Source organism: Paraburkholderia sp. J11-2, from assembly GCF_905220185.1.
Classification (GTDB): domain Bacteria; phylum Pseudomonadota; class Gammaproteobacteria; order Burkholderiales; family Burkholderiaceae; genus Paraburkholderia.
The window spans coordinates 235,152-261,310 of the sequence record NZ_CAJMYY010000005.1 but is presented as its reverse complement, the minus strand read 5'-3'; the positions used below and the strand labels follow the sequence as shown (position 1 = coordinate 261,310).

The 26,159-nt window shown below is 59.4% G+C and carries 17 protein-coding genes and 1 pseudogene; 15 read left to right on the top strand and 3 right to left on the bottom strand.

Going from position 1 to position 26,159, the window contains the following annotated elements; all coding sequences use genetic code 11:
- The first annotated feature begins 222 nt into the window (after nt 1-222).
- The 3 genes from U5A57_RS09655 to U5A57_RS09645 all read left to right on the top strand — a co-directional run bounded on the left by U5A57_RS09655 (nt 223) and on the right by U5A57_RS09645 (nt 3,099).
- Entirely contained in the window at nt 223-831 is a 609-nt protein-coding gene (locus U5A57_RS09655; protein WP_321910244.1) for a methyltransferase family protein, read from the top strand.
- A gap of 329 nt (nt 832-1,160) precedes the next feature.
- Nucleotides 1,161-2,291 carry a porin gene (locus tag U5A57_RS09650; RefSeq protein ID WP_321910418.1) on the top strand — a complete coding sequence of 377 codons (1,131 nt, stop codon included), beginning with the start codon at nt 1,161-1,163 and terminating at the stop codon, nt 2,289-2,291.
- A 553-nt stretch (nt 2,292-2,844) separates the two neighbouring features.
- Nucleotides 2,845-3,099, top strand: coding sequence for a hypothetical protein (locus tag U5A57_RS09645; RefSeq protein WP_321910242.1), 255 nt, complete (start codon nt 2,845-2,847; stop codon nt 3,097-3,099).
- 547 nt (nt 3,100-3,646) lie between these two features.
- Here U5A57_RS09645 and U5A57_RS09640 read toward each other — a convergent pair.
- Entirely contained in the window at nt 3,647-3,955 is a 309-nt protein-coding gene (locus tag U5A57_RS09640; RefSeq protein WP_321910240.1) for a hypothetical protein, read from the bottom strand.
- A gap of 348 nt (nt 3,956-4,303) precedes the next feature.
- Between U5A57_RS09640 and U5A57_RS09635 the strand changes: the two genes are divergently transcribed.
- From U5A57_RS09635 to U5A57_RS09615, 5 genes are all read left to right on the top strand, one after another.
- Nucleotides 4,304-7,102 (top strand): UvrD-helicase domain-containing protein, encoded by a 2,799-nt coding sequence (locus tag U5A57_RS09635; protein ID WP_321910239.1) that lies wholly within the window; start codon nt 4,304-4,306, stop codon nt 7,100-7,102.
- A 1,264-nt stretch (nt 7,103-8,366) separates the two neighbouring features.
- On the top strand, nt 8,367-10,835 hold the full coding sequence (zorA, locus tag U5A57_RS09630) for an anti-phage ZorAB system protein ZorA (RefSeq protein WP_321910237.1): 2,469 nt from the start codon (nt 8,367-8,369) through the stop codon (nt 10,833-10,835).
- On the top strand, nt 10,836-11,558 hold the full coding sequence (locus tag U5A57_RS09625; RefSeq protein WP_321910235.1) for a flagellar motor protein MotB: 723 nt from the start codon (nt 10,836-10,838) through the stop codon (nt 11,556-11,558).
- Entirely contained in the window at nt 11,558-13,522 is a 1,965-nt protein-coding gene (locus U5A57_RS09620; protein ID WP_321910234.1) for an EH signature domain-containing protein, read from the top strand. The genes U5A57_RS09625 and U5A57_RS09620 overlap by 1 nt, the downstream gene beginning before the upstream one ends.
- A 36-nt stretch (nt 13,523-13,558) precedes the next feature.
- Complete coding sequence (locus U5A57_RS09615) at nt 13,559-17,329, top strand: SNF2-related protein (protein ID WP_321910232.1); 3,771 nt, start codon at nt 13,559-13,561, stop codon at nt 17,327-17,329.
- A gap of 73 nt (nt 17,330-17,402) precedes the next feature.
- Here the strand turns inward: U5A57_RS09615 and U5A57_RS09610 are convergent, their stop codons facing one another.
- The gene (locus tag U5A57_RS09610; protein ID WP_321910231.1) at nt 17,403-18,314 is read right to left on the bottom strand and encodes a restriction endonuclease; all 912 of its coding nucleotides are present in this window, start codon (nt 18,312-18,314) and stop codon (nt 17,403-17,405) included.
- 331 nt (nt 18,315-18,645) lie between these two features.
- Here U5A57_RS09610 and U5A57_RS09605 point away from each other — a divergent pair, with 331 nt between their 5' ends.
- The 6 genes and pseudogenes from U5A57_RS09605 to U5A57_RS09580 all read left to right on the top strand — a co-directional run bounded on the left by U5A57_RS09605 (nt 18,646) and on the right by U5A57_RS09580 (nt 24,672).
- Complete coding sequence (locus tag U5A57_RS09605; RefSeq protein ID WP_321910229.1) at nt 18,646-21,228, top strand: phospholipase D-like domain-containing protein; 2,583 nt, start codon at nt 18,646-18,648, stop codon at nt 21,226-21,228.
- A 3-nt stretch (nt 21,229-21,231) separates the two neighbouring features.
- On the top strand, nt 21,232-22,395 hold the full coding sequence (locus tag U5A57_RS09600; RefSeq protein ID WP_321910228.1) for a hypothetical protein: 1,164 nt from the start codon (nt 21,232-21,234) through the stop codon (nt 22,393-22,395).
- 10 nt (nt 22,396-22,405) lie between these two features.
- Nucleotides 22,406-22,744 carry a hypothetical protein gene (locus tag U5A57_RS09595; protein WP_321910227.1) on the top strand — a complete coding sequence of 113 codons (339 nt, stop codon included), beginning with the start codon at nt 22,406-22,408 and terminating at the stop codon, nt 22,742-22,744.
- Nucleotides 22,745-22,815: 71 nt separating this feature from the next.
- Nucleotides 22,816-23,286 (top strand): annotated as a pseudogene (locus tag U5A57_RS09590) (gamma-glutamylcyclotransferase family protein); the annotation flags it as partial.
- Between the two features lie 706 nt (nt 23,287-23,992).
- Nucleotides 23,993-24,325: a superinfection immunity protein gene (locus U5A57_RS09585; RefSeq protein ID WP_321910225.1), complete on the top strand. Its 333-nt coding sequence runs from the start codon at nt 23,993-23,995 to the stop codon at nt 24,323-24,325.
- Nucleotides 24,322-24,672 (top strand): hypothetical protein, encoded by a 351-nt coding sequence (locus U5A57_RS09580; RefSeq protein WP_321910223.1) that lies wholly within the window; start codon nt 24,322-24,324, stop codon nt 24,670-24,672. The genes U5A57_RS09585 and U5A57_RS09580 overlap by 4 nt, the downstream gene beginning before the upstream one ends.
- A 13-nt stretch (nt 24,673-24,685) precedes the next feature.
- Here the strand turns inward: U5A57_RS09580 and U5A57_RS09575 are convergent, their stop codons facing one another.
- On the bottom strand, nt 24,686-25,060 hold the full coding sequence (locus tag U5A57_RS09575) for a hypothetical protein (RefSeq protein ID WP_321910221.1): 375 nt from the start codon (nt 25,058-25,060) through the stop codon (nt 24,686-24,688).
- Between the two features lie 131 nt (nt 25,061-25,191).
- Here U5A57_RS09575 and U5A57_RS09570 point away from each other — a divergent pair, with 131 nt between their 5' ends.
- Complete coding sequence (locus tag U5A57_RS09570) at nt 25,192-26,157, top strand: IclR family transcriptional regulator (protein WP_321910220.1); 966 nt, start codon at nt 25,192-25,194, stop codon at nt 26,155-26,157.
- Nucleotides 26,158-26,159 lie beyond the last annotated feature (2 nt).

Here is a 26,159-nt window from a genome sequence, read left to right as displayed (position 1 = left end):
TTGCGCAATATCACGATGCCACAACCGTGCGTGCGAAGGAAGGGCAACTATTGCAACACTATTATGCGTGGCGTGCACTATCCGGATGCTCCTGTTGAACGTGGTGAAATGAGCAATAGGGCATTACAGCGCGATTTCGCCAGCTGTGAGAATATGCTGAGCTTTTTGCATCGCAGCACTTCCTGAGTCGCGGCGTTGCGAGTTCTTTGTCCGTTTTATTCCATGCTAATTTCATCCCCTAACTTCTGGCGCATCGTGCCGCTCGTTCACGCGTTCCTTTTCGGCGCGATGGCCGTTATTGGCCGCATCCTCATTGCGCGAAACCGGCAGCACAGCGCCGTATCCTTTTCAAGCGGCGACTCGGCGCGGGACCTGGTCGCGCGCTGCTTCTATCTATGGCTTCCTGTCGTTGACGGGCTCTTTCTCGTGGGCTACGGCGTGACCAAAAACCGCGGCCCTCTTGTGCTCAACATTGTCGACCACGAATGGATTCGGTGGGTGGGTGTCGCGTTCATGGCCGTCTCACTCATATGGGTGGTGCTCTCCCAGGCCTCGATGGGTTCAGCCTGGCGTATGGGCGTCGACTCCACCGCGTCGACGGCCCTCATCACAACAGGGCCCTTCGCGCTGTCTAGGAATCCCGTCTATGTTGGCGTCCGAGGGACGATGCTCGGCCAACTGATGGTGTTCGACACCTGGCCAGCGCTGGCTATCTGGACGACTTCTGAGTTACTTGTGCATCTTCAGGTGCGGTTCGAAGAAGCGCACATGCTCCGCCTGCATGCGCAGCGCTACAGTGACTACTGCGCGCGCGTGCGGCGCTGGCTGTAAGCCTGCTGGGCTCACTCAATTTCATTCAAGATGGTCTTGAATAGATTTCACTATGAAATTGCGCGGTCCGGCGAATTGTAAAAGGCGCACCTTGGTGGAATATTATTCGCTTACCCCCGGAAGTTGCTAAATATCATTCTCAGATAGACGCGCTCCTCCGCAATACTGCCTGTCGACTCTTTTCGGGTAGCCTCTCGGTGCTTTGTCGCATCGAGGTTTTCCCTGTTGCTTGCTGTCTTATCCGAAATTAATCTCATCGCTCCGATTCACGCAAATTGGATTTATGTAGGAATCCAAATATAAAATCAACCAAGGGTCAAGGAGACTTTATGAGATGCGGCAGGATTGTGGCAGTGCTGGCCGGGCTGTTTAGTACCACGGCGTTTGCACAGAGCAGCGTTACGCTTTACGGTGTGCTGGACACGGGGATTGAGTTTGTGACCCATGCAAATGTCGCCGGAGACCACGTGATTCGGATGCCGGGCATCACGGGAGAGGTGCCTTCGCGTTGGGGCTTGCGCGGGTCAGAAGACCTGGGTGGTGGGCAGAAGGCAGTCTTCATCCTGGAAAGCGGATTCAATCTTCGCGGCGGCGATTCAGGGCAGGGTGGCCGGCTTTTCGGACGTCAGGCGCTCGTCGGCCTCGAAGGTCCTTGGGGCTCGCTGACCTTCGGTCGCCAGTACACGATGACCTACTGGGCGATTTCGGACTCCGACATCCTCGGGCCGGACATCTACGGTATCGGCTCGCTCGACGCCTTCATCCCTAACGCACGCAGCGACAATACCGTCGCGTACAAGGGCAAGTTCTATGGCTTCACGCTTGGCGCGACGTACTCATTCGGCCGCGACGGCGCGGGTACCGGAAACTCGCCAGGGCAGGGCACGTGCGCCGGACAGGTGCCAGGTGACGCCAGCCAGTGTCGCGAATGGAGCGCAATGGTGAAGTACGACGGCACATTTTTCGGCGTGGCCACCGCCTATGATGAACAGCGTGGAGGTGCCAAGGCGGCAGCCAACTTCTTCGACGGTATTGCGCCTTTTCCGATTACCTCGAGCGGTGACAAGGACGCGCGCGTGCAGGCCAACGGTTACGTGAACTTCGCTGGTGTGAAGGTCGGCGGCGGCTGGGTCGGCAGGCGCGTCGAGTCGAGTGGCCCCGGCGGCAGCGTACGCTCCAATCTTTTCTACCTTGGCGCGCAATACTACATCACGCCCGCCTTCGCTATTGACGGCGAAGCCTATCGCGTGATTGTCCAGCAGCAGGACGCGCGCGCGACCATGGCGAGCTTGCGCGCGACGTACTTCCTCTCCAGGCGCACGGCCGTCTACGGCAACGTTGCTTATCTCTGGAACAGCGACCACGCTCACTTTTCGGTGAGCGCGGGCGGTGGCGGCACTACACCCGCACCTGGCATCGGCCAGCTTGGCGCCATCGTCGGTATCCGTCACTCGTTCTAACGCACCTCTGCGGCCTGCACTTGGAGGAGGCGCGTGAAATGACTCTCGCACCTCGTCCAACTTCCATGCGCAGCATCGGAAAAGGCCAATGCTTGCTTCCCGGGGGGCACTTTCGACCAGAAGTTGGCATTCCTAGCGGACAGACTAAGGAAGCCCGTCACCGAATGGCACTTCATCGTTGGGCTGGATGTACGGGGGCGATGTTGTCATCAAAGTGTCCACCCGCATCTGGCAGGCCGATGTGTTCCGCAGGCACATCCGCCGTCGGCGCGGTCGGTGCGAGCCAGCATCGACAATTTCCCCGGACGGTATCGAGGTCAGCCGGGTCCATTAGGCACTCGCATCGGACTTGAGAATTCTCAAATTCGATTAGAAGTCTCGAGAGGCGGGCTACCAATATAGGTCGACTGGGCGTCCTCGATAGCGGCCGACAAAGGTGCGACGAATATCGAACATCAATTCCGCAAACGACTGCGACGGAATCCACCGAGCGCGCCAAATGCATCGTTGCAGCCTGCTACGATGAACTGCACCGCGCACGTAGAGACGTCACATGGAGACGTTCACTGACACTTATCTAGGGCTCGAGATTCATGCGCAGGCTTTCTCCATTTCGTCTCGAGAAGCCGACGTCTCTTGCCGTATCGTCCACCTGTCCGGCCTGCGGTTTGCGCCGCTCACAGCGGAGGTCATGCGGGTACCTGGCGGCCCGCTTCCTCGCACCGCGGCGGTACGCTTTGGGTTGGCTTATTGCATGGGAGTCATCGATGCCCATCGCGACGAAGACGACGAGCGCACGCTTCCATAGCCGATGCCAGACGGCACGGGCCGAAAGGCAATTCTCAGGCAACCCCGAGGCGTTCGGTTCTGATGGTGGCTAGTCTGCTGCCAGCGAACGGGTCATTACCCCAATCTACACTGGTGCGCTTGCCTGAAACGGATTCCGGCGTCCGGCTGATTGCAAAGTGTTCCAGCGACTGTCCGGCGCTGGTCGCCTGAACTACCCACTGTGGGGTAGCGCCTTCGCGCATGTGAGGTCGCAATGTCCAATCCGTACTGGAATCCGCGGCCCATTGAGTCGGTTCCGCTTCGCGAACTGCTGCAGCGGGCGTGGGACGGCAACCCGCCGCTCGCGTGAGTGAAGACCGTCAGGAGTATCCCGCGTAGAGCGGGGTGCTCCGATTCTGAACGTCACCAGCATTTGGCGTTCTAGAGCGCATTGGCGAACACCAGCACTGCGCATCCACGGCTTCCACGCCTCGGCAAGCTCCACCGATGACGGTGGCCGTTCGCCCTTATCGAAATCGAAGCCGTCATCGCCCGCAACGCGACGACCTCCAAGCTGCTGCAACTCTTTATTGCTTACCTTTGAGGGTGAATGGGGCGAGGAGTGAATGGACGTCGACCTGTTGCCCTTGGAGCATGAGCAGGCGAGCGTGGAGCACCGTATTCTCGAGAACAAGCTTTGCGGTGCTCAGCAGGTACATCGCCTGGACGTCGGAACCCGACATCGCCGCTTCGACCGCGTGGTGGCGCTCCATCAGCGAACTGATGACAAGGCGTCGTAGCTCCTGCTCGCCGAAAGGTAGGTCCGCGTAGTCGATTGGGTCCTCCGCCTCGACTTCGCACAGGATGTCAACAAGGGTTTCGGTGCTCACTTCCATGTGGCAGCTCCTTGACGTTGGGGCAGACTGTTCATGAAGTACATTCAGACTAGCGATTTTCGTGTTGGACGTCCAGCGCTCATCTGCGACACGTTCGAGGCAGCCTTACGCCAGAGCAACGCAAGCGGCGATAGACTAGTGGCATTCACGCCTGACCGGACAATACGTGTGACCGCGCTGACCTGCAATCGCGTCGACCTCGCTCGAGAGAAGCTCGCGACGACTATTTCGGTGCTCCTTGAGCGCCAGAGCTGCGCGGTGGCCGTCATATCGACAGCCACTGCGCTGCCCATTTACCAAGCTTGGCGGCGAAACGTGCAGGACGTCACGAGACGCACGTAAAAGGTCATGGCGCATACATTTAAGCCAACAGCGCTGGGTTCGTATTTCACAAAGTCGCGTAGTTGGGCTCTCGTCATCGACATTGACCAGCAGGAGTTGATACTTAGCCTGAACGGGAAGCGGTACAAGGCGCCCATTTCCGACGGCTCAGAGCCAGTCCTCATACACCCAGGCATATTCTGGGCGGCGATGACGTTGCACGTGGGTGGTTCGTCGCCAATCAAAGTGGATGGCCTGTGGCGGGGCCGAGTGCATGCATTGCAGGCAGCTATTGCCAATGCCAAAGCGGTCGCAGAACTAGCCAAACAGCGCGCAACCCTACAGAAGGAGTTCAATGCAGCGTATGCAGCGATTTGTGCGTGGGTGAGAGAAGTCATTGACAAGAGCGACGCCATTCGCGACAAGATGGGTTGGGTCGCGCACGAAGACCAGCTGGAACTGCTGGCGATGCGACCAAAGCTGGCCTTGAGCGATGAGGCGCTGTTGAGCTATGCGCGTGACCCGGCCAATCAGGCGACGCTTCCCGATGCACGGAAGAGGGTCGAGGCGTTCCTCAGTTTCCGTCATGACGAATGGCTTTCGTTCTGCCGAGTCGGCAACGTTGGTTACGTCAAAAACGAGAAGAACTGGCCTATGGAGTTGTTCGAGCGCGTTGAGAGTAAGCCGCTCACCCCGGACCAGATTCGTGCGGTTATGTGCTTCGAAAATCGGATGCTCGTGGTGGCGTCCGCAGGTTCCGGAAAAACTTCCACCATGGTGACGAAGGCCGTATATGCGGTCCATCGCCAAATCGTGCGGCCGGAGCAGATTCTGCTTCTTGCATTCAACAAAAAGGCTGCGGAGGAGCTTGGTGCTCGCTCGGAAGCAGCCTTCAAATTAGTCAGTCTCGAGGGGGCGAAAGTCGAGACGCGAACCTTTCACGGTCTCGGCCTGAGCATTATCGGAAAGGCCACCGGACGAAAGCCCAACGTTCCCGAATGGACGGTAGACGCAGCCGCCGGCATGCGGAAGCTCGTGGAAATCGTGGACAAGTTGAAGGACCGTGCGAGCGAGTTCCGAACGAGATGGGACCTTTTTCGCGTTGTCTTCGGACGTGATTTGCCGGAGTTTGGAAGCACGACATCATCTGCTGATGTCTGGGATAGGGACGGCGTCGGTTACATCCAGACTATTCGCGGCGAGCGTGTGCGGAGCCATGAGGAGCGTTTGATTTGCGACTGGCTCTTCTACAATGGTGTTAATTACGAGTACGAGCGCAAGTACGAGTTCGACACGACGACTGCCGAGCATCGTCAATACACACCGGACTTCTACTATCCCGAGGCGCAGCTGTACCACGAGCACTTCGCACTCAATGCCTCGGGCGAGCCGCCTGCGGAGTTCGCGGGGTATCTGGATGGTGTCGAATGGAAGCGTGCCGAACACGCGCGCCGCGGAACGAAACTGATTGAGACTACCTCACACCAACTGCGGACGCGCTCACTGGATGATGTCCTCGGAAAGGAGCTAACTGCTCGCGGAATCGTGCTGGACCCGAATCCGGACCGGCCTACACCAGAGCTGGGTTACCCGCCGATGGACAATGAAAGGCTAATTGCCCTTGTTCGTATCTTCATTACGCACATGAAGAGCAATTGCCTAAGCGTCGACAAGTTAGTGCAACGACTCGACGCAGAGAGGAGCGACGCGTTTATACAGCGCCATCGAATGTTCCTTGAAATCGTAGGCCCAGTGCTGCGCGCGTGGGATGACGCTCTTGCTACTGAAGAGGGCATCGACTTCGAGGACATGCTCAATCAGGCTGCGGAGCATCTGGAGCAGAGGCGCTACGAGTCATCCTTTCAGTTGGTTATGGCCGATGAGTTCCAGGACGCCTCGCGAGCACGAGCGCGTCTTTGCCGTGCTCTAGTCAACCGACGAGGGCGCTTCTTCTTCGCGGTCGGAGACGACTGGCAGTCAATCAACCGCTTCGCAGGTGCAGACGTTTCCGTCATGACACGTTTCGAAGAGTGGTTTGGGCAGTACGAGCTGATGAGGTTGGAGGAGACCTTCCGTTGCCCGCAAGCTCTTTGCGACATCTCCAGCAGGTTCATAAGCAAAAATCCGAATCAGCTGGCGAAGAAGGTTCACTCGAAGACTCCACCAATAGGTCCTGTTATCAGGGCGCTCCAGGTGGAACAGCGCGAAGGGTTGCAGCCGGCAGTTGATTCGCTCCTTGATGAGTTGCATCGAGGCCTTGAAGCGGGTGCAATACCTCCCGGCAAAGACAGCATCGTGACAGTCTTCGTTCTAGGCCGATATAACAAGGAAGAGTCGTATGTGCCGTCGAACTGGAGCGTGCGCTATGGTCAGCGTATTGCGCTCACGTTCATGAGCATTCACCGCTCGAAAGGAGCGCAGGCGGATTACGTCATTCTGCCGGGCATGCTCAGCCGTTCGTTCCCGAGCACTCGGGTAGATGACCCTGTGCTAGCGATTGCTATGCCGAGCGGTGACACTTATCCGCTTGGCGAAGAGCGGCGCCTGTTCTATGTCGCCCTGACGAGAGCGCGTCGCTCGGTCATCCTTCTGACAGTTAAGGGGGAAGCTTCTTCCTTTCTGGACGAGCTCGTTGAAGATGGGGCCGTCAGAGTTGAGTCGACCACTGGTGAAGTGATTGAGGAGGAGCGGTGTCCTGCTTGCAAAATCGGTGTCATCGTACAGCGTACCGGTCGATATGGCCCGTTTGAAGCGTGTTCGGCGTATCCGCGCTGTGAATACAAACCTCGGCGGCGGGTCGATAATCAGAGAAAAGCTCGTAGGTAGATGACGCGTGTCCACGGTGCGGCTTGCACGATAAGTGCGTGATTCAGCCCCAAAAGGTCCTCCGAAAGCTGCACGTATCGGTTGTCATCGCCCCTCCCACCTAATGAGCCCGATTCTCTGCAGTGCCTGCATCAGGCGCCGCGGCAAGCGGCCCGGGAATCTGTGTGCTTCTCCGAGGGGCGCATGCTCGTTCTTCGGATGCCACAATCTGGACAACAGAGGTTACTGACAAAAGTTGCTAGTCCGGCCGGTGCCGCCCGGCCCAGCGTTCGCAGGACCTCCGGGGCCAGCGTATGCACCTCCGCCAGGTCCGATATGGCACGGGCCACCGGGGCCGTCATAGCCGTGACAGATAGCGGCGTTGGCTGCGAGGAGGGCGAAGCCGGTGCCAACAATAAGCTTTCTCGGAATATTCTTCACCGCTCCCTGTCGGGCGGATGGCGGTCTTGTATTCAAACATTCATTAGCCGAAGACGTTACGGCATCGAAACTTCATGAAGTTGACATCGCAACTATATTCAATGTCGCAAGAATTTTGTATGTGTCAACATGTCGCCAACGGAAGCTTAAATCACTAACACGCTGAACGTTGCCTGCCACGACTCGCAGTTTCCAATTTCATGTGACCACAAGGGTGACCTATGTACCGGTTGCCGGTGCGAACAAACTGTTCGCACATGCCAGCGTGACGCGTGGTCATACAGCGCGAAGTACACAATGCGGAGCGTACGGACTAGCTGCGCGATTGGCACCTTATAGTGGAGAAACCAATCATTGGTGAAGTTTGCGCCTTGAGCCGCGGGAATTTCCACGAGAAGCATGCGCTATCCAGACCCAATTGGGCCAACGATGACGGCGACACGGCCATCTTTTGCGTTGTCGGAACGTGCAAACGTCGGAGTCCTGCTCTCCGGAGGGAGTCTCGTTAAATAAGATGATATATCAACTTATTTTTTGCGCAGATAGGAAGGCGGGTACAGAAAACTACTCTTTTTCAGTTCGGGGAAAAACCCCGATTGCATGGCGTGTCGCATTACATTTACCATACGCGTCGGCCATCGGGGATGCCATGAGAGAACGAAAAGACACGCCTATGAGTTTCAGGGCATCGGCGCGGTTCAAGACCGCATTGACACTTGCAGCGAAGCACGAGAATCGAAGTCAGGCCAATCTGCTCGAGACCCTAGTATTCGAGTTCTGTCGTCAAAAGGGCATCGAGTTGCCCGCAGAGCCGGCTTATCAACAAAGCTAGACCAAACACGTCATGTACCAGACCTTCGTCCACGCACCGGTCATTGCGAAGCTATGCGCGCTCGCCATCCTCGTGCTGTTCAGCTATTTCATTTGCTGGTTTATCCCGAGAGCCGTTTTGCGGGGTGCCGCGCTCAAACGCGTCATCGCCGAGCTGACGCGACTCGAAGCAGGGGTGGACCCCGCGCCACTTTTTGAGAGACACAAAGACTTGGCGCACCTATGGAGCGAATATGACGAGACGCTCTTCAGACAGGAGCGATTCGATTCGGAGCAGAAGGACTACGTCTTCGACCAAAAGCGCTCCACCATTCCGGCTGAGATGTTCTTTAACACTCAGACGACCGTGGACTCTTATGTCGGTGCTGAATTCTTCAAGCACGTTCCCGGTATCTTGACCGGTATCGGGATTATTGGAACGTTCTTTGGCATTCTGCACGGGCTGGACGCGTTTAACGTCAGCGCAGATGCGGCGCAGGTCCGCGATAGTCTGAAGGGGCTCTTGGGGTCCGTGTCCGAAGCGTTCGCTGTCTCCGCCGGTGCAATTGCCTGCGCGATGATTATCACGCTGCTCGAAAAATGGCTTCTCGCCAGCCTCTACAAGAAGAGCGAGGCCCTCGCCATCGAAATCGACAAGCTATACAAGGCCGGTGCTGGCGAGGAGATGCTGCAGGACCTGGTGCAGTCCTCGGCGGACTATCTGTCGAACAGCAAAACCTTGAAGGACGCGCTCGTCAATGACCTCAAGGGCATTCTGCAAGGAGTCGCCGAGACTCAGATTGCCGAGCAACGACGCATTATCGACGCCCAGATTAACGCTCAGGCGCAAAGTACGGAGCAGCTTGGCAAGCAAATTGGGCAACACATCAGCGACGGCCTGGAAAAGGCGCTTGCGGAACCCATGAAGGCGGTGCAAGTGGCCGTCGAAAACGCTGCTAAGGAGCGTTCCGGGGCCGTCCACAATCTGCTCTCGGAGGTCGTGAAAGAGCTCAACCAGAGCCTGCGCGACCTTTTCGGTGACCAGATTGCCGGCATCAACACGATGCAGCAGCAGACCATTGCCGCGCTTCAGTCGGCCGTCGCGAAGATGGAGCAGTTGTCGACGACACTCACGACCGCCGGGACGGACGCAACTGGCAAGATGGGCGAGCAGTTGGCCGAGGCTATCAAGAACATGGAAGCCAGCCAGAGCCGCATGACCAATGAAATGACACAGGCGGCGGCCGCGATAAAGGGGATTGTCACCAGTTCACAGACGGCGACGAATGACGGCATGCTTGCCGCGCTGGAAAAGGTCAGCACCAATGTCGACGCGCTGGTTAAGCAACTTACCGAGAAAATCGAGACGTCGCAAGCTGCGTCAGGCGAGGCTCTCACGAAGGCCCTGGCCGAGGTGACCGAGCGTGTAAGCAGTCTCGTCGCGTCTTTGACGACCAACGTCGAAACTTCCCAATCAGCGACGGGCGAAGCGCTCACGAAAGCGCTGTCCGACGTGACCGAGCGTGTTGGCGGTCTCGTCGCGTCGTTGACGAACAATGTCGAAAGCTCGCAGACCACGACCAGCGCGCAATTGCAGAAGACAGTTGACGACGTGAGCGAGTCGGTCGCGAAGTTGGTGAACGGGTTGTCTGATTCCATTGCGAACGCGCAGAAGGAAACCAGCGCGCAGCTCACGCATTCGGTCGACAGCGTGAAAGGCTCGGTCGAGTCGATGGTCGAGGGCCTCAAAGAACAATCGGTGGAAGCGGAAGCTGCTCAAGAGAGGCGACAGCAGCAACTCGCCGCCGACGCGCAAGCTGCAGTTGCTCAAATCTCCGCCGACGCACGAGCGGCAGCCGCGCAAATGTCGTCTTCAGTCGACGCGCTCGTGACGGAAGTGCGCAGACTTGTCTCCGGGACGGGTATTGCCGCTGACAAGATGCGTGAAAGTGTCGACGCAATGGGCAAGGTGACGGGCGAAACGGTTTCGCAGATGAATGCGGGCGCGAACACACTGTACACGGCGGCGCACGAATTCGAGAAGGCTGGCACGGCATTGACGGGCTCGCTCAACCAGGCGACCGGTCTCGCCGACAAGTTGGCAGCCGCAGCGGGCTATATCGGCACTGCCTCTCAGACGATGCAGTCCGTCGTCACTGACTATCGCGCTCGTTGCGACGAATTCCAATCGATGCTCGAGCAACTGAAAACCGTCGTGGCGCTCGCAGAAGGTTCCTTGAGCCATGAAGTGCTCGAGCAGATTCAGGCCTCGAGCAAGGCGCTCACGGTCGCTCAGCTGCAAGTCGAGGAATTCATGAACGGAGTGACCGATGTTCTCCAGGACTCCAGCGACAAGTTCCAGACCAACCTCACTGAGGCAATGGAGCGCGCCGCCAGCAAGCTGGTCGATACGACCGGGAAGGTGACGGGCCTGCTCGGTCGCACCATCGAGAATTTGGCAATGGCAGTGCGCCCGATTGTGATGGACGAGGAGGGGGCTTAAATGTTGAGCTCACGCATCGTTTTGAAACCGCATGGCAAGGGCGAGGCAGAAAAGCCGTTCTGGATTAGCTACGCGGACCTGATGACCGCGCTCATGGTGCTATTCCTTGTCACGATGTCGGTGACGCTGCTTGCCGTCACGAAGCAGGTGAGCGAAGCCGAGCGGCAGAAAGCTGAACGTGACCGCGAAATTGCTGAATTGCTTCATCGCGTGCAAGTTGCAGCGAAGAACGCCGGCATCTCGGTCGACATGGACCGTAACGTCATCGACTTCGGGGACAAGGCGCACTTCGACAAGAATAGCTCTGGGCTCAAGCCAGAGCAGCAAAAGCTGCTTCGCTCGTTCGTGCCTCAGGTGCTTACCATCGCACGCGACCCTCTCGGTCAGAAATGGCTCAAGCAGATTGTGGTGGAGGGTTTTTCGAGCCCGGAAGGAGATTACCTCTATAACCTCAATCTGAGCCTCCAACGTAGCCAGCGCGTGCTGTGCGTTCTACTTGCAAAGCCGCCGGCGGGCGAGAGCGGCATGAGTAACGATGAGCTCGAGCAAATCCGCGACCTCTTTCTCGTCGGAGGATATTCCTTCAACGCGGCCAAGGCATCAAATGAGGATAGCCGGCGCGTGGAGCTTCGACTGGAATTCTTGGGCATCGGCGAACATCGCACGTCGACCAACGGCGTGCCGCGCGGCAACTTCGGCACCTGTGCCTTGGGAACAAGTTGATGAGTTTCCTCGACGACCTGCGTAACCGGCTCAACCGACTGCAGACCCAGCCGGTCTTGCTGCAATCACCCTTGGGTAACCTCGAAGACCAACTCGAAGCGTTGACACAAAAGCTCAAGGGTCACACGGCGAAAGTCCCTGTGGACGCCATTGTGGGAGCCGTCGAGCGCTTTCAGCGGGAGCCGCGTTTCCGGCACTCTCACGATGCGTTGTTAGTCAGCCTCGGTTGCGACCGGCCCATCGGAAAGATGCGGTATCGCCTCATCGAGGATACCGCCCGGTTTCCCGCTGTCCTCTTGGGCGTGGACAGATTCCGTAAGCACCGGCCCATCTTCCGCGACTGCTATAAGGGGCTGCTCGACACGTACCTCGGGTATCACCCCGACATGAAGGGCGCATCGAAGACCGGTCGACCCAATTGGGAATTGCTTCGGTCTTGGTTGGATTCCGGGGCGAACAGTCTGCGCGACCCTGAAGGGCTGGACGAGAACTGGGTTCCTGAACTCGTAGCACACCCCGAACTTTTCTCTGACGCGCCGGTGGAGGCGTTTGCCCGTCAAGTGCTCGAAGGTAAGGACGAGGCGTTTCTCCACTTTCAGCAAGCACTTGGCATCGACCGCACCTCGTGGCTCCTGGAGCAGGTTGTCCTAGCTCAGGTGCGAGCCGCCGCAAAGGCGGGCATTACGCCCTACATCCCGCAGCTGTTGCCGTTGCTCGAGCCGCTCGCGAGCCAAAATCCGGTTGTGTTCAATCAGGGGCTGGCGGAGGTTCTAAGCGCATATTGCGCGCACAGTGGCGGCCCGATGCACGGTGCGCTGCGCGATTTCTCATTGCACTTTTGGGGAAACCCACTTTTCTTGCGCAAGGAAAGCAGCACCGGATGGATTTCTGTGCCCCGCGAACCACGGGAGATGGTGAAGAAGTGGTTCAAGCTGCACGTGATTCAGCAGTTCTTCAACGTTCTGGCCAAGCAGGACCAGCACGAAAAGGACGATGTCCGATTGAAGCGCGAACGGCGGCGTGACTTCTGGGAGAAGTACGCGGATGTCGTCGGTGACGTGAAATTTGCGCTGGGGCCCAACGCTCGAAACAGCCGTGACCCGCGCATGGTCGAAGTCATCAAACTGATGGAAGGAATGACGCTGGACCTCCATGGGGCAGGCGACGGGCAAAACAACGCCTTCATCATGCGATTCGACGATTGGGTCGTCGCGGAATTCGGGCACGAGAATAACGCGTGCTTCGTGTATCGTGCATCCGACGTTCCCTTCGAGAACGGCGACACCAGTATTTCCGCGCAGGCGATTCGCCACCACATTCAGGCTACGTCATCCAGACGGCTCGGCCCAGACAAGCTGTACCACCGCGATAGAGGCGGGTACAGCTGGGAAGACATCTTCGAAGACGCTTTGCGAGCCCGGGGTATCGTTATGCCGGCCGCATCACGTGCGAGCAAAACTTCAGCGACGACCTGGAAACCCCAGGTTCCGATGCAAGCCGCCAAACAACTGGTTCCGGCGAGCGCCGCCGTGCATTACAGCGCAAGCCCTCAAGCGCCCGCAACACCTGTTTCCAATAGTTCGACGGCGGTGAAGGCCACGCCGCGCCAGAACACCGACCGAGCCAGCGCCGGTCAGGCAACCGGGCAGACTGCCAGCGCAAGCGCTTGGCGCAACCCCTCGATTTTGAGGCCTGCGACAGGTACCAGCGGTGGTTCGGCCCCTGCAGCGCCCGTGACTTCGGCCGCAACCTCGAATTCTCCCGTCGTGTATCTGCCGTTTGGGGCGAAACAGGAAAAAGAGCTGCTCAATCTTTGCAGCAAGTACGACATCTATGTCCGAGACATGCGCGAGCGGGAAGGCTATCTGTGGGTCGCTCTGGACAAGCCAGAGGACAACAGAATGACGCCCTTGCTGCAAGCATACGGCTTCAAGTACCGCCCTGGTCGCGGCTGGTGGCGCTAGGCCTAACAAATACAAAGAGAGACGGGGATTCAAGGCATGTTGAAGTGGCTCAAGAGAAAGACTGATAGCGGCGCAGCGCAGTCGCAAACTGCTGCAGTGTGGCGGGCGTTCGGAGCTGAGGGCGTGGACCTCGGAACGTTTGAGGCTGTGGGCTCTCGCGCGGGAGCCGCACCGCTTGCTACGCCGACGGTCCCTGCGCTCATCATGCAGTTGCACGACGAGGGCTTCGCCATCTGGACCGACCAGAGCGCCCATTTGTCGTGGGAGAACTTGTACAACCTGCTCGACGAGCCGGCTTTCTCCCGTAGCCTGGACCAACTTGAACTCCCACCGGACGCCGGTCTTGCGCCGGAACTTCAAAGCCGCAATTCGCTCATTGACACGGATTTTTCCATTCGCGTATCCGGATGGCTCGACGACAACCGCCGTTCCGTCGAGGATGTGACACGCAATGGCGCGCTTGTTTCTGTCAAAGGCCAGCAACGCCTGCTTTCACGTCACGCTTGGGAGACTGTGGAGCAGGTTGCGCAGTTTCAGGCGCGCCCGGACGATGAACGCAACGAGACCGTGAACCGCATTCGCTGGGGCCAGATTCGACGCTCCGCGCTCGCGGCCAAGGCGGGTCTTGACCAGTTCCTGTACAAGAGCATCGTCATCGCGCCGGACACCATCGACATCATCCCGCAAAAAACGGGCGCGGATACCACGCGGATGGTCGAAATCATTCCGACGTTCGAGGGGGCGCCTGCGAACTGGCTTGAGGTCTTTGATTCGTATCCTATGGTCCCCAGTCACTACGACATCAGCACACCCGAGGGCTCGGTCCACGTCATCGTGACGCCGGAAGTGCACACCGTGCTGTCCAGCATTCGGAACATGCCGGGGCGTCTGGTCTCGGGTAGCCGCGCCGAGGCGTTCCTGCTTAACCCGTTCGCCGCGCTGGGGGAGGACGCTAAAGCGGTCATTGATGACGAGCAGTTCGAGCAAGCCAAAATCGAGGCCGGCATTTTCTTCGACCATTTCACATCGATTATCCGCCGCGACGCACTGGGATATCCGGAAGCGGTGGGATTGACCATCGAGATGACGCTTGTGGACCGAGTGTCAGCCGAGGAACGACTATTCTCAGGCGACACGGAGCTTGAAGCTTTCATCCGTGGCGCCGAGCGCGCGATTGCCGCCGAACGTCAGCTCTACGCGTGGGAAGGCTACGACTTCGAACTGCTCGGAGACAGCGAAGAGCACCTTGCGCTGCTGAGGGCGGCTCTTGAGGAACGGCAGTCCCCGCGCATTCTGGTTAGGCACGCCGACGTCTATGACCTGAGCGCATATACCTCGCGGGTCAACGACATTGGCCTCGAGCAGCCGTACTACTCGCCGTACATCGCGAAGAAGGGTGATGAATGGTGGCCGGAGCATCTGGTCAATGTCATCGTGTATACGCCTGAAGGCAGCACCGAACCGGTTGCGGTGCCCATTACGGATAGCGTCAAAGACGAACTGAGTGCCAAGCTCAAGGAGGCAGAAGCCTCTGGCAAGCCGTCGGTTGAGTTACCGGGATTCCCGAAGCCCATCCCTGTCACCGAAGCGCGTGACATCCTCGACGCGTTCATCAACTTTGGACACGAAGTCCGGGAAGGGTATGACAAGCCGCCGAAACCCTTCGACTCCAAGGACAAGGCCGTGCGTCCGAAGGCGAAGCAATTGCTATTGAAGCCGAACGTTGATGCGGTGGACTACGAGGAGGTCCGCAAGGAGATTCTGACCACTTTTTCTCCATCCCCCGCGCTGCCAGCGGACTTCAAGTCAGAGACGAAGCTGCTGCCGCACCAGGAAAAGGGCGTCGCGTGGCTTCAGCATCTCTTTCAGCACGCACCGAACCACTGTCGTGGCTGCATCATCGCGGACGATATGGGCTTGGGAAAGACGCTACAGCTTCTGACGTTCATGGCACGGGCATTTGAGGACAATCCGGCGCTGCCGCCGGCGCTCATCGTGGCACCCGTGTCCCTGCTCGAAAACTGGACAGAGGAGATGGGCAAGTTCTTCAAGGAAGGCACTTTCCGGCCGCTCGTTGCGTATGGCGACAACCTGGCATCGCTTCGTGTGCCGCGCTCGGCCATCGACGAGGAACTGCGAAAGGAAAATCTCGTCAAGTTCCTCCACCCGGGATGGGTCGGCGACGCGAACATCGTGCTGACGACTTACGAGACGCTTCGCGACCTTGAGTTCTCGTTCGCCGCTGTCAAGTGGTCGATTATGACCTGCGACGAAGCGCAGAAAATCAAGAACCCGAATTCGATGGTCACGCGCGCCGCCAAGAAACAAAATGTGATGTTCAAGGTAGCGTGCACGGGAACGCCTGTCGAGAATACGCTCGCCGACCTGTGGTGTCTGTTTGACCTGATACAGGCTGGGTTCCTCGGCGCACTCAATGAGTTTGGACAGCGCTATCGCAAGCCGATTGAGGCCGAGACAGAGGAAGAGAAGGCGCGTGTTGAGGAGTTGCGTGGCCTGATTGAGCCGCAATTACTGCGCCGCATGAAGACCGATGTCGCGCAGTTGCCGCCTAAGCGCATCATTCCTGTGCACATCCCGATGTCGAACTTGCAACGCACGTACTACACGAGCGCAGTCAACTTGTTCAAGGACCTCAAGAAGGGCGACAAAGAGACGGCAGCGTCTCCGTTCAAGAACCATCTTGGGGTGCTTCAATACTTGCGTTCCATCTGTACCGCACCGCACGCGCCGGGCCTAGGGCGGTTTACCCCGCAGCCGCTTGCGCAGGCACGCGCTGAAGCGCCGAAACTCGGATGGTTGCTCGAGACGCTGGGCCAGATTGAAAGCAAGGGAGAGAAGGCTATTGTCTTCGCTGAGTTCCGCGAAGCGCAGCAGATGCTGGCCTACTACATCAAGGAGACGTTCGGAGTCGAGCCGCGCATCATCAATGGCGACGTGACAGCCTCGGCCAAACACGTCGCCAGCCGACAGAAGCAAATTCGCGCGTTCCAAGAGAAGCCGGGATTCGGCGTCATCATCCTTTCTCCGGTCGCCGTCGGCTACGGGGTGAACGTGCAGGAGGCCAATCACGTCGTCCATTACACGCGAAACTGGAATCCCGCGAAAGAAGACCAGGCGACCGACCGTGCGTACCGCATCGGCCAAAAACGAGAGGTCTTCGTCTACCTGCCGATTGTGAGTGCCGCTGACTTCAAAACCTTTGAGGAGCGTCTAAATGAACTGCTAGACGCCAAACGCAAGCTGGCGAGCGACATGCTCAACGGCTCTGGCACCGTGATGCCCTCCGACTGGAACATTCAGGACATCATCCCGGAGGGTGGAAATGACTCGATTTTCAACCGCGCCGTCACATTGGACGACGTGCTGAGCATGGAGTGGGACCACTTTGAGGCGTATGTGGCTGCCGTATGGCAGAAGAAGGGCTTTCGAACCGTCTATCGAACGCCAGCGCGCGATGGTGGTGTGGATGTGGTCGCGTTCACCGGAGGCGCTGGGGACCTAATTCAGTGCAAGAGTTCGGGGGCCTTGAATGCGACTCTGAATGACGCGGGGGTCAAAGATGTCGTTTCAGCAGAAGCGGAATATCGACTGCGGCACCCCGGTGTAAACTTTTCCAAGTGGGCCGCAACGAACCAATTCTTCAACGGTAACGCCGTCGAAAAGGCGCGCCGCAACCATGTCACTCTCGCGACTCAGAGGGAAGTTGGGCAGTGGATTGTGACCTATCCGGTGACGAACAGTGATGTACAACGCTTCCTCCATGCATACTGGGAGGACGCTGCATGAGGGACGGCAGGTTCGTGCAAAGCAGTGCCGGTTCATCGCAACGTTAGCCCCGTCACGATGCCGTCGCGGAATCCTACTCTTCGCCAAAATAGTCGAGGTCTATCTTCTTCACCACATACTGCGTTGTGGCGGAGACGCCGACGTTGAAGTCAATCATCATCCCAGTGAGCTCTTCACCATCGATGAGCACGACTTTTTGCTGGAGATGTTTGACGAACTGTCTTGCGTCGTCGGTGAAGCGGGAGGTCGTGAGCATCACGCCTTTACCAGCCCCCTTGCCGACAAGGCTACCAACGAACGCCTGGACTTGCGGGCGTCCGACAGGGTTCTGCCAGCGCTTTGCCTGCAGGTAGATAATGTCTAGACCAAGCCGGTCTTCCTTGATGATTCCGTCAACGCCTTCATCGCCGCTTTGGCCCACCGCCTTGCCGGCGTCGGCCCGTGAACCGCCGTATCCCATTGCAACGAGAAGGTCGACAACGAGTTGCTCGAAGAACGCAGGGGAGGCATTTAACACCTGTTGCAACAGTGCCTGCGCCAGTTCCTTGCGGAGAGCTTGGTAGCTGGATTCAAGGCGTTCCTCAGGTGTCTCACTGGCGACGACCTGCTCCTCGGCGCTGTTACCTGCATTGTCCTCGGGGCCTGCTTGGTGGAATGCCTGAAATTCTGGGTATTTCTTTAACGACCGAACGTCAAGTTTTGGCGGATTGGTGGCCAATAGGTCGCGGCCCCGCTGCGTAATCCGGAAGCGCCCTCGACCAGCGGACTCCACCAGGAGGGCCTTTGACAGGTACGTTCGGGTCCATGCGACGCGATTTCTGAAGCGCGTCTGGCGCCCGCTTGGCAGGATTTCATTGACGTCATCTTGTGACAGGTCAAAGGCCTTTGCAAGGTGCTCCGCCAGGTCTTGCAAACCGTATTCCTTTCCATCCGAGATGAAGCTCAGAAACGGCAAGAAGAGGTGCTGAAATGGGGGGATTGCCATGCTGCGGTCCTCAATATTGGTGCCGTAATTTTACTCGTAATTTGCGTCGACCATGGCACCCACTGCATTGCTGGCCCATCACAAGAGCAAGCGACGTCCAGCCTCAGCGTTTTTTCTCTGATTGAGAAGTGTTCAGCAAGGCGCAACAAGCTGACGCAGTGCCTTTTCAGTCGGGGTCGTGAGAAAATCACGGGGTAGATTTAGTGTTCATCCACACGGTTTTACTCGGTGCGTCTTAAGCAGTGCGGCGCCTCCGGTTTGCCGTAGTAACAATGCAGGCGACGCGCATCGTCAGACCACGATGTCGACCTGTGAGAGAGGCACCAGGGATATGTCTGTCAAGCTGATTTCCCTTATTGATAAGGCGCGGCCACGTCGCGCGCTCTTCACGACGTTCACCTTCAGCATCTCGTGGTTTGAGGCCATCCTGATTCCCGCACTGCGCCGCGCCGGGTGCGAACAGATAGATGTGCTGGTTGACGCGCGGTATGCGCGCCGCTCGACTGATGAAGCCTCGGGCCTCTACATCGGCAGCGCCTATCGCGTCATCCCGGTCTACATGGCCAGAACTACCGTGTTCCATCCAAAGCTCGTTTACCTCGATGGTTTTGATGATGCGGACCGGCTGGTCGTGAGTAGTGCCAACCTGACCCTTTCCGGGCACGGCAAGAACCTGGAGGTGCTCGACGCTATCAGCGCCGCCGAGGAGCCCGGCGTTCTGGGAGAGTTCGCGGAGTTCCTTGACGCACTCACTGCGAAATACGACTTCTCCGCAGATTATGGTGAGATTCTGTCGGGCTACAGCACCCGAATCCGCTCTCGCATTGCGAAGCTCGGGCAGGTCAATGACGCTGACCGACGCGCCTGGCTCGTGCACACCCTCTCGCGCACGGCGGCCGAGCAACTGACCGAGCACGCCTACCGGCTCGACAACCCGCACACGCTCACGGTGCTCTCGCCCTTTCACTCGCCCACCGGCTCCCCGGTGCAGGAACTGGCCGACGAAATCGGCGTGAGCAAAATCCGTATCGGCCTTGACGCGAAGAATCCGGTTGCCCCGTTCCTGAAGGACGGCAACGCGTTCGACGCGGTGCCGGGGTTCGTGCGTGCGGACACTGACCACTTCGAGCGCACGCTGCACGCAAAGTGCTTCGAGGTAAAGGGCGATGACGGTGTGGTCGTCATGACGGGTTCGGTGAACGCCACCGCGCAGAGCCTGGCCAGCACGGATAACGTCGAAGTGTCGCTCGTGCGATTGCTGGATGAGACGCCGTTTGCCTGGAAAAAGCTCGACAAACCGAAGGAGTACAAGCCCTGCGAGTTCAACGTCGACGAGCTGTCGGCACGCAATCCCGCCTTGCAGGTGAGCCTCACGCCCGATAACCGGCTTGTTGGCCAGATGTTCCCGTCGGGCCCGGACCAGCGCGTCACGCTCGAGGTGCTGGACGGGGATGTCTCGCGTCATACGCAGCAGAACACGCCGATGACCAACGGTGCATTCGATGTGCGTCTGCATCGCACCCTATCGGCGGAAAATTCCCTGCAGCTCATTGTGACGGGGGAAGACCTTTATGCAGTGGGCTGGATTAACGTCGAGCTCGACCTGCGTACCAACCCGTCACAGCGCGACCTCGCGAAGGCGTCCGCTCGGCTACTCGCCGGCGAACACCGCAACGCCGACCTCGACCAGATTACGAACTGGCTGCTTGCCCTGCAGTCGCGACAGAAGCCGACCGGCACGCCGGGTCCGCGTCCTGGTGGCGCTGGGCAAAAGAGCAAGGCGCCGCCCGCGCGCAAGATGACGTACGCCGAGTGGCGCAAGAGCATCGAAGAGGCCCAGGGCGCAACTGGCCAGCCCGCCGTGTCGCGTAACGCGATTGAGGCCGCTATCCAGTGGGTGAACCGCGACGTCAAGAAGCGCACGGACATCCCCGACCTCAAGGCGCCCGAGCCGAAAGACCCGCGTGGCAAGCCTGAGGGCAAACCCTGCACGCCGGGCCAGCCGGACACGCCGCCGGGCATGCCGAAGCCGAAGTTGAAGCCGCGCTTCATCGCATCCGAGGACGAGGAGTACTCGCAGCAACCGGGCGAGCCCGCAAACAACGACGAAGCGAAGGAGTCCGAGGAACGGTTCCTCCAGGCCCTCGAAGCCATCCCACGCGGGCTTGAACTCGACGCGCGGGGTTCGATTGTGCCGCTGTTGGTCGAGCTTTCCGCGACGCAGGTGCTCAAGCTCACGCTCAACACGCTTGGCCCTGTCGAGGACTCCGGTCGCCAGACGAGCCAGTTGCCGCTCATCCAGGGCTGGCTGAACCGGTTCGCGCGATTCGATTACAGCGAGCAGAACCGCGAGGCACTGATGCCGCTCTTCGCTGCAATGGTGTGCTGCGCTGCAGAGTTCCATGGCGATGTCGCGCTGCCCTCGCTCAAGGAGGCGCTGGTGCGTCTTCTCGGGCGTGCGCTTGAGGCAGGCGAAGTTCTGGAAAGTGCGACGCTGGGACTAGAGTCGGACCGCTTCGAGCGCCTGAGCGATGAGGGAAAGCAAATGGCGCTCACGCGTGCGAATGCCGTCGAGACGAGCTCGACCAACTCGGATGTGCTCACGGACCTCATCGTCCTGACGCTGGACCCGCAGTCGCGGACCTGCCCGACGGTGGCGCCGGAATACACACCGGTCGTGCGCGCGCTGCACCGGTATCAGCGCCAGCCCAGCAGCAAGGCTTTCGGTGTGGTGCGTGATGGCGTTCAGGCGAGCGCCGCGCCGTGCTGCGGCGGTCCGCTGCACTCGGACGACATGACGATTCTTCGCGCGCGCCGGCAGCTCGTCTGCAAGGAATGCAAGCGCCCGATTTTCTATGGACTGGACCCGGCTGTGCTCGAAGAGCGTGGCCTCACGAACCGCTTCAAGGTGTAAGTCATGCTCGAAACCCCGGACTACATCGATACGACCGTCGACAAGCGCGGCGTAGACCCGCTGGGCAACTCGTTCTTTATCGAGGCCCTCTATCGCTCGGCGTTCCCCGGCATCAACAACGTCGTCCAGTTCATCCGCGTCTATTCTGCGGTCTGCTGGATGGTGCGCAACATCGACGAGCTTGCTGCAAAGAAGGCGGCGCGCGGGCAGGACGTGGACATCGGCGAGCTCTCCCGTATGGGACTTGAGAAAATTCAGCTGCTTCTCGCCTGGTACAACGTAAAGCGAGGAGTGAAGGGTCTCGCCGGCGGCGGTCGTATCTACCCGTCGGGCGCGACGAAGGTATCGGTTGATACGTCGAAGCTCGTCGGGTCCTCGGACTACAACGCGCTCGAGTACGACCCCGAACATGAGCCTGGCAAGGGTGCTTTCTTCGTCCAGCCCGACCAGTACAGCCCGAGCCTTGTCAACGGCATGCGGTTTCTGATGCGCACGTCTATCTCTGGCGCCTATGCGCTGACCGAAGCCGGAGATGAACTTGCTGACGGCTATGAGCTGGCCGTGACGGACCACCCATGGCGGGACTGGCTGGCCAACCCCGAAAGGCTGAAGGCGTCGGACAACGACGTGGCTGAGATGGGCGAAATGCTGGACCTGCGCCAGCCGTCCGAATTCGAGATTGAGGCCTTCGTCGCACAGTACTACCCGGAGAAAGATGACACGGCAACGGGCCCGAACTGGGAGAATCGGAAGCAGGGCCTGACGCTGGTGCTGCGCGCGGTGCGCGCGGAGATGGAGGCGGCAAAAGCCGCTGGACAGAAAGGCGTCACCGTCGACGCAATTCGTCACGCCATGGCACGCGGCAGTGCCCAGGACGGCACGCCCGTCGACTTGGAAGGCTATGAGGCCATTCAGGCATGGTGGCAAAACCTGCAGCTGCGTCAGTACTTCCGGGCCGCTCAGGAAACGCTGCTGCGCCTGAGCGAGTCATGGGTCCATCGCGCGTACCAGAAGGACTGGTCGCGGGATGTATCGGATTGCGCGGCGGGCGTGGCCCAATCCCTTGCCGCGACGCTTCCTGCGCACGGCAGCGGAAGTTCGCAGGATGCCTGGTCAGCGAACGGAGGAGGCACCGCTCCAGCCGCTGTTCGAGGAGGGATACCTTAAGCTCTGCCGGATGTCGGACGTCGCATACGAAACGTACATTTCGCTCGTGAGCGGCCCCCCGACGCAGACGCTGGACGATGGCGAAAGTGCTGCGATTGCGGTCGCGGTTGATGGCCTTGGGAGCGTCGTGCTTGACGATAAGAAAGCGCGGCGGATTCTTTCGAGCCGGTTCGAACTGGCCAGTCCGGGTAGCTCACTCACTTTGCTCCTGGCGGCGGCGACTCGAGCGAACTGGACTCTGCAGGAGCTCCGTGAAGCCATAACGGCGGCGCGCATTGTTTCGAGGATGGCAGTCGTGCCTGATGACCGGTCGCTTTTCTCGGAGCTGTTCGCGGTGATGGCCGGTTGAGTCCATTGCACAGTTGGCGCCGGGTGATTTGAGACCCAGGCAGCGAATTTTTCTAGTACGCGTACGGCTCCAACATGTCGGTGCGGCGCCTTGTCGCCAGGCTGCCATCAGCCCGCGTTTTCACCACGGGGTTCGTGACTGGCTACAGGCTCACGTTCGACAAGGCAAGCAAAGACGGCTCGGGCAAATGCGATTGTGAGTACACGGGAAACGATGGTGACAGAGTCTATGGCGTCATTTTCATGGTGGCGCACAACGAACGGGCTGCGCTCGACAGATTTGAGGGCGCCGGTGCTGGCTACGACGCCCGGTCTATTTGGATTGAAACCGCGGCTGGCGGATTGGTTGCGCTGACGTTCATCGCCACGAACAAGCAGCCCGGTCTAGGGCCATACCACTGGTACAAACAGTACGTACTGATGGGCGCAAGGGAAGCGAACTTGCCTGAAGACTACGTGCGAACCATCGAAGCAGTTGTGTCCATCGACGACCCTGGCGCGGCTCGGACTGAAAAAGAGCTTCGTGCTCAATTGACGGTTTAACTATTTGGCAGCCAACTCGGCAAGCTGTTGTTGGACCTAGTTCGGCGCTACTCGACTGCGTGCCACGCGCTGGGGCTGAATCGCGTCTTGCCTGCGCGCAATCAGCGTCTCCCTTCTTGCCCCAAAAAAATCTTTTTGAATCAATCAATTGCGCGCGATTCGCGTGGGACAGATATTGTTTGCGAGCGGTGTTCCTCGGGCCATGTTTGTTTGCAAGGATTTTTGCTAAGTGATTGATTGTTAAGGGATGGTGTTTGGGATAGGTGCTCGGAGTCCGTTCAGATGGGTGTTTGTAGTTTTTTCAACGACGTGAGGCGGTCACTCGGTGGGCGAGAAAATTGCCTGCAATCCCTTATGGCGTAAGGCGTCGAGAGAAGCGGGCAATTCTTCGAGACAACTTTGTTTGCAAGGAACCTGTGAGGACAACATTATTTGCGACAGGACAGGAATCGTTTGCGACCCACCAGTGCGCGATTGTTAATGCAGCCGCAACACTGAATTCGTTCTATTGGCATGGACTTTCGATAGAACGATCCTAAACTGCTACCTCATGTCACGGCGGCCCCGAAGGCCGCGGTGCAGGCAAAGCGAAACAGCTTCTGAAACTGGCGGACGTGGACAATCCGGCGCGCGATGGCGCCCGATCTTGCCCCTGCGACGCACAGGCGTTTCGCCCAGTTTCAACGCTCGAACATGAGGTGGTGCGATGCTCCAAATTCTCGAAGGTGCCTCGGTCATTGCGGCCGTCATCCTGTATCTGATTCCTTCCATCGAAGCCGACGCGCGCGGGCACAAGGACGCGTTTGCGATCACGATGGTCAACATCCTGCTCGGCTGGACCGTCGTTGGCTGGTTCGCGGCGCGCGCCTGGGCGCATAGCCGCAACGAACAGCGGCGGCTGCCGCGCGCGGCGAAGCGAGTGCTTCACACAGCCGGGCGCGTGACGACGCAGAACCTCGTGCAGCATGCGAAGTTGCGTATGGCGCTGGAGTCCCGCAAGGCGGCGGCCAAACGCGGCGCGGAGGTCGTGTATTCATGAGCGCGTCGGAACAGTTTGGCGGCGTCGCGAAGTGGCCGTCGCGCATCACGCAGTTGTTGCCAAGGGTATTCGTTTCACTTGCTGCCGCTTGCACGGTGCTCGCGGGATGCGCGTCGACAGGCAATGTCACCGCGTCGGATCGGCAGGATACGTTCGTCGCTTCCGCCTCGGCGTCCGGCGGGCGCCTCGCCTGGGCGCGCGCCCACAAGCGCGCCGTGACCGCGGCGTCCGACTATTGCGAGACCCGCGGCATGCAGGCGAGCCTCGGCATCGAACAAATGGACGGTTTCGAGGCGCTGCAGCAGCAGGCTTCCACGATCCGTTTCGAGTGCCATCCGAAGCTTTGAGGCGCTCGCTACCTTAGCGAATCACAAAAGTCTCCGTGCGCGGCCCATACCATTTCGTGACTTCGGAATGGGCTGTCAATCTGGACGACTTCAGAATCGGGCTCGTGACGCGATACAGCCGGTCTGGGTCGGCGCCGTACATGTACAGATACCCGTCGTTGCCATCGACGTGAATTTCGGTTTCGCCGAGTTCGCCGGCGTCCGCGCGCTTGATCGCGCTTGCCAGCCGCTGTTCGAGCGCGTGGATCTGGAGGCGGTCTTTCGGGTAGTAATCGAAATGGACCATCATGGCCGGTGCGGGCGGCTTTTGTGCGGGTTCGGCCGCGGCGTTGCCTGCGGCGAGTGCGATGAATAAAAGCGCGGTGATGGCTTTTCGGCTTGTCGGCATGGGCGGATTTCGTCGGCGAAACATCGCGTGATGTTCGCATACCGAGAGGGCGGCGTGGGGCGGCGGCGCTTCGCGTTATCATTGACCCCATCAAACAAAGGTCCAACCCGGTCTACCCATTCCAGCCGCCAATGGTCACAAAACAAACCACAGGCCCCGCACGCCGCAGCGCCGGGCCGGGCAAGCGCGAAGCGCAGCCTGCCGAGGAGACCCAAACGGACGCCAACGCCGCCCAAACGAGCGCCGAAGCGGACGAAGAGGGCGCGGGCGCGTCCACCTATCTCGTGCCGGGCCTCGAGCGCGGCCTGCGCATCCTCGCCGAATTCTCGGCGCGCGAGCCCGTGCTCGGTGCGCCAGAACTTTCGCGGCGCATCGGCATTCCACGCACGACCACGTTTCGCCTCTTGCAGACGCTCGAAGCGCTCGGCTTCATCGAGCGCGCCAACGGTGACCGGCAGTACCGGCTGAGCGTGGCGGTGCTGCGCCTTGGCTTCGAATACCTGAGTTCGCTCGAACTCACCGACTTCGGCACGCCGCTGCTGGAGCGTCTGCGCGACGCGACGGGCCTCAGCACCCATCTGTTGATTCGTGACGGGCGCGACGTGGTGTTCGTGGCGAAGGCGCAAACGCGCGAGCCGATGTTCAGCTCCGTCAAGGTCCATGTGGGCACGCGCTTGCCCGCGCACGCCACCGTGCATGGCCAGGTGCTCATGGGCGACCTCTCGCTCGCCGAGCTGCGCACGCTCTATCCCGAGAAACAGCTGGAACGCTACACGGAGCGCACGCCCGCGACCGTTGCCGATCTCTATGCGCGCGTGCGCGAGTTCGCGCAGCAGGGCTATGCGGTGAGCGAAGCGTCGTTCGAAACCGGCATCTCGGTGGTGAGCGCGCCGGTGAGGGATCAGTCGGGCCGCATCGTGGCCGCGCTCACGGCCACCGTGCCGCGTTCGGACATTGGCGAGGCCGAGCGCGCACCGCTCGTCGCCGCCGTGTGCGCCGCGGCGCTCGACCTCTCGGCGCGGCTCAATTACCGCCCCACCGCGAGCGACCCCACGGCGGCACAGGCCGCGCGCACGCGCAGTTCCCACGCGTTCTGAAG